8 protein-coding genes are annotated in these 12,253 nt (G+C 66.8%); 2 read left to right on the forward strand and 6 right to left on the reverse strand.

Going from position 1 to position 12,253, the window contains the following annotated elements:
• Window positions 1-11 precede the first annotated feature (11 nt).
• Window positions 12-2,249, reverse strand: coding sequence for a serine/threonine-protein kinase (locus OHQ90_RS07210; RefSeq protein ID WP_328408473.1), 2,238 nt, complete (start codon window positions 2,247-2,249; stop codon window positions 12-14).
• The gene (locus OHQ90_RS07215; protein ID WP_328408475.1) at window positions 2,246-4,672 is read right to left on the reverse strand and encodes a serine/threonine-protein kinase; all 2,427 of its coding nucleotides are present in this window, start codon (window positions 4,670-4,672) and stop codon (window positions 2,246-2,248) included. The genes OHQ90_RS07210 and OHQ90_RS07215 overlap by 4 nt, the downstream gene beginning before the upstream one ends.
• Before the next feature lie 252 nt (window positions 4,673-4,924).
• Here OHQ90_RS07215 and OHQ90_RS07220 point away from each other — a divergent pair, with 252 nt between their 5' ends.
• Window positions 4,925-6,394: an amidase gene (locus OHQ90_RS07220; protein WP_328408477.1), complete on the forward strand. Its 1,470-nt coding sequence runs from the start codon at window positions 4,925-4,927 to the stop codon at window positions 6,392-6,394.
• 69 nt (window positions 6,395-6,463) lie between these two features.
• Here OHQ90_RS07220 and OHQ90_RS07225 read toward each other — a convergent pair whose 3' ends face one another.
• The 3 genes from OHQ90_RS07225 to OHQ90_RS07235 all read right to left on the reverse strand — a co-directional run bounded on the left by OHQ90_RS07225 (window position 6,464) and on the right by OHQ90_RS07235 (window position 10,315).
• Entirely contained in the window at window positions 6,464-7,354 is an 891-nt protein-coding gene (locus tag OHQ90_RS07225; protein ID WP_328408479.1) for a LysR family transcriptional regulator, read from the reverse strand.
• Between the two features lie 448 nt (window positions 7,355-7,802).
• Entirely contained in the window at window positions 7,803-8,618 is an 816-nt protein-coding gene (locus OHQ90_RS07230; RefSeq protein WP_328412656.1) for an SDR family oxidoreductase, read from the reverse strand.
• A gap of 77 nt (window positions 8,619-8,695) precedes the next feature.
• The gene (locus tag OHQ90_RS07235; RefSeq protein WP_328408481.1) at window positions 8,696-10,315 is read right to left on the reverse strand and encodes an aldehyde dehydrogenase family protein; all 1,620 of its coding nucleotides are present in this window, start codon (window positions 10,313-10,315) and stop codon (window positions 8,696-8,698) included.
• Between the two features lie 162 nt (window positions 10,316-10,477).
• On the opposite strand from OHQ90_RS07235, the gene OHQ90_RS07240 reads away from it, so the two are divergent.
• Window positions 10,478-11,776 (forward strand): PucR family transcriptional regulator, encoded by a 1,299-nt coding sequence (locus OHQ90_RS07240; RefSeq protein WP_328408483.1) that lies wholly within the window; start codon window positions 10,478-10,480, stop codon window positions 11,774-11,776.
• Between the two features lie 23 nt (window positions 11,777-11,799).
• Here the strand turns inward: OHQ90_RS07240 and OHQ90_RS07245 are convergent, their stop codons facing one another.
• Window positions 11,800-12,024, reverse strand: a complete 225-nt coding sequence (locus OHQ90_RS07245) for a DUF2277 family protein (protein ID WP_328408485.1) — start codon at window positions 12,022-12,024, stop codon at window positions 11,800-11,802.
• Window positions 12,025-12,253 lie beyond the last annotated feature (229 nt).

Below are 12,253 nucleotides of genomic sequence, written 5' to 3' on the forward strand. Positions count from 1 at the left end.
TTCTCCATCGCTCACGGCGCGGACGCGGCGTCCGCGTTCTTGTGCAGATGTGGCGCGGTCACTCGTTCCAGCGCGCGTAGATCGTTCTCCAGTGCTCGGAACAGGATATACACCGCGATAAAGGCGATGATGCTGCCGATGCACAGCACCCGCACATTGACGATGATCTTGTCGAGTTCCGACGGTGCGAGCAGGGTCGCGCCCGCGACGGCGAGCAGTGGAATCGACGCCGCGAGGCTCAGATAGAACCCGGCTCGGCGTCGCAGCCCGTGCAACCGCGCCGCGTCCCGCTCATGGATCTCGCCGTGACTCAGGAACATCGGGTAAATGCACCGGATCCCGTAGAAGTTCACCAGAAAGAACGGATAGGTCAGTGCGATGGCGCCGCTCACCACATGTAAAGCCACGAAATGGGCGTAGTCGGCCGCTGCGACGCCGTCGGCGGTCTGGTGCAGGGCGACCGGGAACGAGATCCCCGACAGCAGCCACATCGAGATGATGACCAGGACCGCGCGGTCGCCGAGCAGCACCGCATCCGTGCGGGTACGGTGCAGCACCTCCGGGCTGTAGCGGACCCCGGTGCGCAGTCCGTGCGGCACCGAAATCAGGTATCTGCACAGGTAAACGAGCACTGCGGTGCCGACGGAGAAGGACACCACATTCACCACAGCGGTGAAGATCTCGAATTGGTGCTGGGCCACCTCGGTTTGGCGATAGTGCATCGTCTTGGCGTTGTGCTCGACGTTGTACACCGAGGCGAGGGCATTCGGTACCGCGATCGCGAGCGAAACCAGCAGGATCCGCCACGGCCGCAGGCGCCGTCGCCAGCTGCGTTCGGGCGGGTCGACGAGGTCGCGCGCGCGTGCATCCAGGCAAAGATCCAGCTGCTGCGCCAGCGTCGCGCCGTTCGGCCAGCGCTGTTCGGGTTCCGGCTCCAGGCAGGTAAGCAAAATCCGGCGCAATGCGGCCGGGCAATTCGCCGGAATGCGCTCCAGCGCAGCGCTTCGCACGCCGCGTTTGCGATGGTCGAGCGCGTGGTGCGGCTGGGTTGCCGCGGTGTCGCCGTCGTCGTCGAACGGGAGACTGCCGGTGAGCATTTCCCACAGCAGTACCCCGAGGGAAAAGATGTCGCTGCGCGTATCCGGTTCGGGCGCGGCCGGATCGAGGGCCGCTGCCAGCTCCTCGGGCGAGCGGTAGGCAGGCGAATCGTCTTGTGCGATGGGCCTGGTCGTGTCGGGTAATGCGAAATCGGCGAGCTTCGGGATGCCCTCGGCCGTGAACAGCACATTCGACGGTTTGATCGCGCGGTGTGCCACCCCGTTGCGGTCGGCGTAATCGAGCGCGTCCGCCAGTCGCCGACCGATCCATGCGACCGTCTCCGGCCAGCTGAGCTCGGCGATCTCGGCGCGCACACTCGAATCCGTCTGCCGGATCTCGCCTTTCGCCTCCATGGCCGCGTCCACCGCCCGCAACAGCAGCGCGCCGCCCGCTGACTCCGGGCCGCGCCGCCGCTCGGCGAGCAGGTCGAACGCGGTGCCGCCGGGCAGATACTGCATGTACACCAGTCGCAGTGCCGCCGAGTCGACGGGCATGCGCTGATCGAAGACCCGGACGATGTGCGGATGGTCCAGCTGCGCCATAGTGCGCGGCGCGACGCTGGCACCCGCGGAAAAACGCACGGCGACAAGGCGCTGCATGGAACGCTGCGTGGCGAGGAAGACGCGGCCGAGTGCGCCTGTCCCGAGATCGGTGCGCAGATCGAAGTCGTCCACGCGCTGTCCCGGCGCCAGATCGGCGACGAGCGCGGCGGCCTGTGCGCTATCGAGTTCGGCAGGGGCACTGTGGTTTTCGGCATCCTCGCCGTCGGCGTCGGCGTCGGCGCCGACCGCGGCGAGACGCTCGCGCACCTCGGTGGCCAGATCCGGATATTCGGCGAGGAAATCCGCCGCCTCGACGGGGGCGTGCCTGCGCCGAATCAGGAACTCCTCGTACACCAGATCGGCCAATATCGGACTGTGCTCGATCTCGGGAAATTCCTTGCAGTACTCCTTGATTCGCTTGCCGCGACCGGGCCGGATCCAACGCTGCCGTAGATCGATGCGCACCAGGTCGGTGAGCACGGCTAGCCGCACCTGTGCGCCATCGGGCACATAATCTGTGAGCAACGGTGGGTCGGGCCTGCCATCGCGCAGGCAGCGTTGCCAATCGGCGTCGAACCTGGCGACATGATCGAGGCCGGGTTCGATCACGCCTTGGTCTCCGCCCCGGCGGGAGCGGCGGGCTCCCGTCCGATCGCATCACTCGGCGCGACCACCCGCTCCAGCGCGCGCAAGTCGTCCTCCAAGGCGCGGAAAAGCAGGTAGGAGCCGATGAACGCGACGATGCCGCCCGCACACAGCACTCGGACCGCGAGGATCACCGCCGGAATATCGGCCGGCGGCAGGAACGTCACGCCCGCCACCGCGAGCAGCGGCACCGACGCGGCGACCGCGAGATAGCCATTGGCGCGGCGGTCGAGGCCGCGCAGCCACACCGCGTCGTCGGTGCTGATTTCGCCGTGCCGCAGGAACACCGGATATATGCAGCGGACCATGTAGAAGGCCACCAGGAAGAACGGATAGGCCACGGCGATCGCGCCGCACACCACGATCGAGGTGAGGAAATGCACTACCGCGCTCATCGCGATCTCGCCGGTGGACAATTTCAATGCGATCGGGAAGGTGATGCCCGCGAACACCCACAGCGAGAACACGATGACCACAGCTCGATCGGCGAACAGCAGTGAGTCGGCTCTAGCTCGTCGAAGTGTGTCCGCGTCGTATCTCCTGCCTCTGCGCAGCCCGTATGGAACCGTCAGCACCAGGCGTGACAAATAAAGAATCAACGTCGCGCCGAGTGGGAACAGCACCACATTCACCACACCGGTGATGACCAGGAAGGTTTCCTCGGCGTCCGCACTCATTCTGCTGACGATCAAGTGTTGGTTGTGCAGGATGTTGTAGATCGAGGCGAGCACATTCGGTATCCCGATGGCCAGCGCGACGATCAGCAATCGCCACGAGCGCAGCTTCAGCCGCCAGCTGCCGCTCGGTGGGTCGACCAGGTCCCGCGCGCGTGCGTCCATGCACAGGTCGAACTGCTTGGCCAGCACCGCACCACTCGACCAGCGCCGGGAGCGGTCGGGTTCCAGACAGGTCAGCAGCACCCGGCGCAGTGCTGCGGGGCAGTTGGCGGGCAGCCGGGCCAGTGCGGCGGTATCCACACCCGACGTGCGCCGCTCCAGCATCGCCTCGAGTGTGGTGTCGTCGCCGTATTCATTCGCGCCCGCGGTGGTGTCATCGAACGGTTTTGCGCCGGTCAGCAATTCCCACAGCACCACGCCCAGCGAATAGATGTCGGAGCGGGTGTCCAGATCGGCTGCCGTGCGTTCGCTGCCGGGGTGGCAGGCTTCCAGCTGCTCGGGTGACATGTAGGCCAGCGATCCACCGAAGTAGGCGACCGGGCTGGTGTCGGCCACGTTGCGGCTGAAGCTGATGTTGAAGTCGGCCAGCTTCGGTACCGCCTCCGCGGTGAGCAGCACATTGGCGGGCTTCACATCGCGGTGCAGGACGCCGTGTGAGGAGGCGTATTCGAGTGCTTCCGCCAGTCTGCGTCCCAGCCACGCCACGGTTTCCGGCCAACTGAGCGCGGCGATTTCCGCGCGCACACTGGAATCGGTCGGGCGGATCTCGCCCTTCTCCTCCATGGCCGCGTCGACCGCGTCCAGCAGCAGCCGTCCGGTGCGTTCGGCGGGCGGTGTGGCGCGGATCCAGCGCAGCACGCTGAGCAGCGTGCCGCCCGGCAAGAACTGCATGTAGAGCAAACGCAGCCGCCGCCCGCCGCTGTCGCGCATGTCCTCGGAGCCGAGCAGGCGCTGATCGAAGACGCGCACGATGTAGTCGTGGTCGAGCTGGGCAAGCGTCTGCGGCTCGGTGCCGTGGTCGGCGGAGATCTTCACCGCGACCAGCCGCTGCAATGAGCGCTGCCGAGCCAGGAAGACCCGTGCGAACGCGCCGGTGCCCAGACCGGTCAGCAGATCGAAATCATCGATCCGCTGACCGACTTCGATCCGGTCGAGCGCGTCGTAGTGCCCGGGGCCGGTCCCGACCGTGGTCGGGGTCGCGGCCGCCGTCCCGGTCAGGTCGGAAGTTGCGCGGGTCACCTCCGTATTACGAGGAGACTGGGTGGTTTGGTTCACCTGCGCGGTTTTGGTCGCGGCAAGCGCGGTCACGGTCGGGTCTTCCACCACCGCCCGCCGCGTGCTCTGATCTATCTCGTCGGCATTGAGTAATGCCCGCAGCTCGGCCGCCTGCGCCGGGAATTCACGCAGGCATTCCCGCGGATCCACGCGCTCGCCGCTGTGCCTGCGGATGACGAACTCCTCGTACACCAAGCCGGCTGGGATGTCGTCGGGTTCGAGTTCGGGAAATTCCGCACAGTAATCGGCCAAGCGTTTGCGCGGTGCTGCGGACCCGGCCTGCCGCACCCACCGGTGACGCAGGTCGACGCGGATCAATTCGATCAGCGCCTCCTGCCGCAGTGTGTGCGCATCGGGTAGGTAATCGGCGATCTCGGGCGGTCGCTGTGGCGATTGCGTGGCAGCCGATTTCCACGCTGTGGCGAACGCTTCCACGGCACTACCGTGACTCACTCCGGTCGTGGAACCCGAAGTGGATTCGGAACTTCTCTCGGAATTCGTACTCATTCTCGGACCTACTGGTTCCGCGGAGACCGAAGAATCCGCACTGGTCGGTCTGTACGTGTGGCGGATAAATTCCGCCACACCCGACGACATCGTCCCCCGAGCAGTATCCGAAATGATAACTTGCGCCTCAACAGCGGATCACCCGATTTCGACAACGATGCGACGGGGGAGAACCAGCACATGCACAATGAGGCCACAGCGGTGGCGGACGGTACGGCCGTAGCGCAAGCAGCTCCGCAGACAGTAGCCGCCCAGCGGATCCCCGCGGGCGTGAACCAGGCAGCAGGTCCGAATTCTCCGATTGATCCCGGCGCGCCGCGCGGACCCGCCGTGGCGATCGCCGCCGGCGTGCGGGACGGTTCGACCAGCCCGACCGAGGTGCTCGATGCGGTGCTGGAGCGCCTCGCTGCCGACACCCGGAAGCTGAACGCGTTCACCGTCGTTCGCTCGGCCAAGGCGAAGGCCGAGGCGCTCGCGCTGGAACAGCGCTCCGATCTGGATGTGCTCCCACTTGCGGGCGTGCCGATCGCGATCAAACACAACCTCGAGGTCGAGGGCGAGACGAACCTGTGCGGTTCGGCCGCCACCGATACGCATCCGGCGGCCGCCGACCATCCCGTGGTGCGCAGACTGCGCGCCGCGGGTGCGGTGATCGTCGGATTAACCGCGGTTCCCGAGCTGGGTCTGTGGGCGATGACCGACGGCGAGGGCCGCACCACCCGCAACCCGTGGAACGCCGCACGCAGCGCCGGCGGCTCGTCCGGCGGATCGGCGGCGGCGGTCGCGGCCGGGCTGGTTCCGGTGGCGCACGGCAACGACGGACTCGGTTCGCTGCGTATCCCCGCGGCGTGCTGCGGGGTGTTCGGGATAAAGCCGGGCCGTCACACCGTGCCCGCGGAGGTCGGCGTCGACTCGTGGGGGGGCATGGTCGAAAACGGTGTGCTCGCAACAACCGTCGGAGATGCGGCGCTCGCGCTATCGGTGCTGGCGGCCAGGCCGGACCTAGCCGAGGTCGAGCCACCCGGCCGACTACGCATCGGGCTAGCCGTCGCGCCACCGTCCCGCTTCTTCCGGGTCGATCGGCACTGGACCGCGGCAGCCCGCGCCGCAGGATCGGCTGCCGCCGCGGCGGGACACCAGGTGGAACCGGCGACGCTGCCCTATGGCGAAACGATCAGTTCGGTCCTGTTGCGCTGGCTCGCCGTCGGCACACGGGACGCCGCGACGCTGGCCCATCCGGACCGGCTGCAACCGCGCACCCGCCGCCACCTCGCGCTCGGCAGGCTGGTGCAGCGACTTGGTTTGGTCCGCCCCGGTCAGGTCGACCGGGTAGAGGCACGACTCCTGGAATTCTTCGAGCGCTACGACGTCGTGATCACGCCGACGCTCGCCGGGGCGCCACCGAAAGCCCGAGCCTGGCACACCAGGGGCTGGCTGGCCAATGTTGTCGCCAGCTCCCGATTCTCACCATTCACCCCACTGTGGAACATGGTCGGCTGGCCTGCCGCGTCGGTGCCGATGGGGATGCATCCCCGCTCGGGCACGCCGGTAGCCGCGCAGCTTGCGGGACCGCCCGGCAGTGAATCGACCCTGCTGCGGTTGTCCGCACAACTGGAAGCGCTGCACCCCTGGGAGCGCACCGCGCCGTGACACTGGCGCGCCTGACGTCGTGACGGTGGCGCGCCGGACGGTCGTGACCGCGGCGCGTCCCGTGATCCGTCAGGCGACCGACGCCTGTGGTGCCTGCGCGGAGAAGCCGCCGTCGGCGGCGCGGCCTGCGAACTCGAGGATGGTGGGGCGACTGTCGTCGGCCCGCCATGCCACGGCCAGTTCGCATGGCGCGAGCCCGGTCACTGGGCGCGCGGTCAGACCGGGCCACCGGTACATCGGGACATTGTTCTCGGCGAGCAGGCAGACGCCGAGGCCGAGACTCACGGCCTCCAGCTTGTCCTCGGCAGTCGCGGCTTCCGCGCCGATCTTCGGCTGACGTCCGTTGCGGGCGTCGTTGCCGAGCCAGAAGTCGCGCACCGCACCGGCCTCGGTGGGCAATGCAATGAACGGCTCGTCGAGCAGATCGGCGAACTCGATGCTCTCCTGATCGGCGAGCGGATGGTTCTCCGGCAGTAGTACCCAGCGCGGCTCGGTGCGCAGCACCTGCCAGCGGTAGCGGTTCGGGTCGGGCAGCGGCAGCCATACCAGCGAAAGGTCGGCCTGCCGTCCGGCGAGGCCGCTGGACGGGTCGGTCCAGGACGCCGCGTGCAGGGCGAGTCGATGACCGCTCGCGCTTTCCAGATCGTTGATCAGACCGCGGCCGAGCGCGGATTGGATGCCGACACGCAGCACCTCGCCCGCTTCCTGGAGCGAGACGTTGGTGACCTCCCAGAGTTCCAGGATCTTGCGGGCACCTTCGAGCAGTTCCTTGCCCGCGACGGTCAGCGCGACACTGCGCTGGTTGCGGTCGAACAGGACCACGTCGAGCTGGCGTTCCAGCTGACGAATCTGACGCGACAGGGTGGGTTGAGCGATGTGCAGCCGCTGTGCGGCGTTGGTGAAATGCAGTTCCTCAGCGACAGCGACGAAATACCGCAGGTCGCGCAAATGCGGGTCCATAGCCCCTTGCTATCAGAATCGGTCCTGAATTTCCAGCCTAATTAGGCCGGAAAGTTCGGATAGTGGCGCAGAAACAGTCGACGGGTTTGTTAAACACAGCATATTGCCTGTCGTGGTCATTTGCACCATCGAGCCCGCGAACTTCTCGCATCCGCCGTGGGTATGGCTTCCGCAGGCGGTTATGGACGGTTGACCAGCGGCTATGGGGGTCGAAGTGTCCCCGTGTGGCTCGATACGGACCGCTGGGGGATTGCCCCGCCAACGCCAGGGAATCGACGTCGAGGCCCGTGGGGGCCGCTATCGGATTCATATGTGATATTCGTCACAAATGAGTTTGCCGTGTGGATCGGACTGCCCACGTCCGGCCGTGGCGTGACGCCGCCCCGGACAGCCGAAAGGCGCGGCAGTCGTGCATCCACGACCGCAGCGCCTCGATGCGTGCACAGGGTCAGACGCTGCGCGCTCGGTTCTCGTAAGCCTTGCGCTTGTCGGCATCCACGGCGCCGAGGAACGCGTCGCCGGAACCGAGCGCCCGTGCCAGGCCATCGGCAACGGATTCCGGAAGCAGGTTCACCAACTGCGAGATGAACCCGGCCATCGCCGTCACCCTGACCTTCGACTTCGGTGCGGCGATCAACCCGACGATGGCATCGGCGATCTCCTCGGGCTCCGCCGAACGCAGCAACTTCGGGCCGCTCACCCCGGAACCGAGTTCGGTATTGGTCAGCGTCGGCAACACCGAGGAGAACTCGACGCCCGACCCCCGATACTCCTCGCGCAGTGTGTCGGTGAACCCGAGCACCGCGTGCTTGCTCGCGTTGTAGGTGGCCAGACCCGGGATGTGGGTCTCGCCCGCCAGCGACGCGATATTGATGACGTGCCCGCGCTTGCGCGGCAGCATCCGCGCAAGGCCGAGCTTGGAGCCCAGAATTACGCCGTAGACATTGATATCGAGGATGCGCCGGGTGATCTGATCCGGCTCGTCGACCAACTTGCCGGTTGGCATGATGCCCGCATTGTTGATCAGCACGTCGATGGGGCCGACAGTGCGTTCCACCGCATCGAGGAAGCTCTCGAACGAGGTGGAGTCGGTGACGTCGAGCTTGCCGTAGAACTCGAAGTCGCGTGCGGCCCCGGACTCCTTGACGGTGGTCTCGTCGATATCGCCGATCGCGATCTTCGCGCCGAGCGTCTGCAGCGCGGTCGCGGTGGCCAGCCCGATGCCCCGTGCACCACCGGTGATGACGACGACCTTCCCCCGGATCTTTGCCGCATCTGTGTTGGATCGGCGGCCGTGGTTACGCGGTGCTGCCGCCTCCGGACCCGTCGCGCGCGCCGCGGTCACTTGGTGTCTCCCTTGAGCTTCAGCAGGGCCGGAATGTCGATGCGGCGCAGGCCGCGGGCGCCCGCGGCGCGCATCGCGCCGACCGCGAACAGCAGCTTGGGCATCTGGTACGGGAACCAGAGCAACTCCTTCTGCGGGGTCGGCAGGATCGGCTTGGTGATCGCCTGCTGGCGGCAGTACTTGCGGACGCCGTTCGCACCGCCCCAGCGTGCCCCGACACCGGACTGCCCCCAGCCGCCCATCGGCAGGGCGAAGTTGAACAGGTTGGAGAAGACATCGTTGATATTGACCGCACCCGCATTCAGCCGGCGTGCAACGCGTTCGCCGCGATCCTTGTCGCCGGTCCATACCGAGGCGGACAAGCCGTAGACCGAGTCGTTGGCGAGCCGAACCGCCTCGGCCTCGTCGGCGACCTTCATCACCGGCAGCGTCGGACCGAAGGTCTCCTCGTTGATGCACGACATGGTGTGGTCGACATCGACGAGCACGGTCGGCTCGAAGAAGGTTCCGACGCCGGTGCGCTTGCCGCCGGTCAGCACCTTGGCGCCGGCCGCGACGGCCTCGTCGACATGGCGCTGCACGATCCGCACCTGGTTCTCGTTGGCGAGCGCGCCGACATCATGCTGGGGCTCGCGGCCGTCGAGGCCCTGGCGCAGGTCCTGCACCGCGGCGGTCAGCTTGGCGACGAAGGTGTCGTAGACCGGCGCTTCCACATACACCCGCTCCACCGAGATGCACACCTGGCCGGCATTGAACATGCCGCCGAAGGCGATGCCGTGCGCGGCCCGATCCAGGTCGGCGTCGGCAAGCACGATGGCCGGATCCTTGCCGCCCAGTTCCAGGCTGTAGGGGATCAGCCGCTCGACACAGGCCGCGGCGATCTTGCGGCCGGTGGCGGTCGAGCCGGTGAACTGGATGTAGTCGGCGTTATCGACCACCGCGGCGCCGGTCGCGCCAGTCCCGGTGACCACGGCGAACACCGGCGGCGCACCGATCTCGGCCCAGCCGCGGGCCAGTTCGAGTGCGGAAAGCGGGGTCACCTCGGACGGCTTGAGGAGCACGGCGGCACCGGCCGCCAGCGCCGGAATCACGTCGATCACCGGCATGGCCAGCGGGAAGTTCCACGGCGTTATGACGCCGACGACCGGGTAGGGCTTGTACACCGTGGTGAGCTTCTTGACCCGGCCCAGCGGGCTGTGCGGCGAGGGGTGTTCGTCGGCGAGGAACTTCGCGGCGCGGCGCGCGTAATAGCCGGTCAGATCTACCGAGAACGCGGGATCGATGAGGGCGTCCACGCGCGGCTTGCTCGTCTCCGACTGCAACACATCGGCGAGGTGTTCGGTGTTGTCGAGCAGCCAGTCCTGCAGCTTCAGCAGCCATTGTTTGCGGCCGTCGGGGCCGATGGCCTCCCATTCCGGCTGATAGAGCCGAAGTTCGCGCACCTTGGCTGCGACCGCGTCCTTGTTCTGGTCGGGTACGGTGCCGACGACCTCGCCGGTACCGGGATTGCGCACCTCGATGACGGCCGGCTCGACCGCAGGCTCGACCTTCTTCGCGGGCGTCTTGCGTGCCGGGGCCTTCTTGGCCGCGCCGGTCGCGGATTCGGTGTTGGTCACTGCTGTTCTCCCACTGACGTTGTGCTGTGCACCGCTGGCGAACGAATACTGTGAATCAGTTCACTGACCTATGATCGTGGCACAAGTGTGCGGGACTTTCTTGGACCGATTTGTCAACGAATGCGGCAGAATTTGTTCTCGAGGCACAAATCGGAGGAAATCATGACGTACAGCGCGCGAGCCAGGGCCGACGCGGTCGGGCCCAGCAGCGAAGTAGTACGCGACTGGCTCGTCGAATACGTATACGAAACGATGCGCAGCGAGGCGCTGGAACAGGTCGTCGACCGACTCGACGGCGCGATCGTCGCGCGCATCCCGGAGCTATCCGATCGCGATATCCGCCGCGACCTCGCGGCGAGCACCCGCGCACACGCCAGGGTGGTACTGAGCGGACTCACCAGCGACACTTTCGAATTCACCTTGCCCGAGGAGGCGCACGCATTCGCGCGCACGCTGGCCCGGCGCGGCTATGACCTGCGGCTGCTGCTGCGGACCTATCACGTGGGGCAGGAGGCGGTGCTCGAGTACATGACCGAGGCCATCGACAGGCGGACACCGCCACCAGAGATCGAGCGCGCGGTACTGCTGCGCCTGTTCGAGCGGTCGACCAGATGGGTGAGCACCTCGGTGGAGATGCTCACCGACACCTACATGGAGGAGCGGGAGCGGGTGCTGCGCGCCGCCCTCAACCGGCGCACCGAAACCGTGCACGCCCTGCTGGCCGGTGACGAACCGGATGTCGAGCAGGCCTCGCTGCGCCTGGGCTACCGGCTCGGCCAGCAGCACCTTGCCTTCGTGCTATGGACCGACGAGCCCGCGGGCGGTGACGGTGAGACGAGTGGTCTGCTGGACCGGGTCGCCGCGCGGCTCGCGGTGGCCCTCGGCAGCGGCCGAGTCCTCAGCATGCCGTCGGGTGCCAGCGGGATGTGGGCGTGGGTCGGCCTCGACGATGAGCAGCACGCCGCGGAACTGGCCGCGCCGGGTCGGTTGGCGCGCATGACCGCGGGACTGGTGGAGCCGCCGGTGCGGGTCGCCTTCGGGGTGCCCGCCGTGCAGGTCGCGGGTTTTCGGCAGAGTCATCGTGAAGCGGTCGCGGCCAGACAGGTCGCCGAGCGCGGGCCGGTGGATGCCGATCGGGTCACGAGCTATCGCGAGGTGGAGATCGCCCACCTCGTAGGCGGCGACGACGCGGCCATGCGCGCGCTCATCGGCAGGGAGTTACGCGTGCTTTCCGGTCGTGACGCCAATGCCGCACGGCTGCGCGAGACGCTGCACGCTTACCTGAAAAGCCATCGCAGCCCGGAGGCCGCGGCGAAACTGCTTGGGGTGCACAAGAACACGATTCGCTACCGGATCCAGCGAATCGAGGAACTGCTCGGTCATCCGATCGAAGCGCGCAGTCTGCCGTTGGAACTCGCGCTGACCTGCGTCGCTACTTATGGTGTCGACGCGCTGCCGTGATCGGATGGTCGACGCTGTGGCCGTTACTCTTCGCGGGGCGGCTCGACTCTGCCGTCGGGTAGATCGGCAAGCAGCTGGGTCGTTGCTGCGGCAATGGCCGCGACGGCCTTGTCGACGGCGGCTTTCGTAGTGGTGCTCAGGCCGGAAACGCCACCGACCGTGCGCACGTACTGCAGTGCGGCAGCATAGATTTCCTGCTCGGTAGGGGCAGGATCCAGGCCACGCAGGAGGGTGATGTTTCCACTCATGGATGCACATTAGCCCTCTGTACCGTCTGCGGCAGGGCAAGAATCCCAGGACAGGGAAAAAACAGGAAAAAATCAGGTTTAAATTGCTGGGACGGCGAACGGCGCTTGTCGGACGCGCACTGTGGTGGTTGCTCGGGTCGCCACCGGCGGATCGAATTCCGCCGGCCCGACACCGGTCGATTCCCTTGGCGATTACTCAGGTTGTTTCAAGATCGATGGGGAACAATCG

This window comes from Nocardia sp. NBC_00403 (assembly GCF_036046055.1).
Taxonomy (GTDB): Bacteria; Actinomycetota; Actinomycetes; order Mycobacteriales; family Mycobacteriaceae; genus Nocardia.

Coding starts and splice junctions, on each gene's coding strand:
- OHQ90_RS07220 (WP_328408477.1), top strand. CDS start 4,925: ATGCACAATGAGGCCACAGCGGTGGCGGACGGTACGGCCGTAGCGCAA.
- OHQ90_RS07225 (WP_328408479.1), bottom strand. CDS start 7,354: ATGGACCCGCATTTGCGCGACCTGCGGTATTTCGTCGCTGTCGCTGAG.
- OHQ90_RS07240 (WP_328408483.1), top strand. CDS start 10,478: ATGACGTACAGCGCGCGAGCCAGGGCCGACGCGGTCGGGCCCAGCAGC.
- OHQ90_RS07245 (WP_328408485.1), bottom strand. CDS start 12,024: ATGAGTGGAAACATCACCCTCCTGCGTGGCCTGGATCCTGCCCCTACC.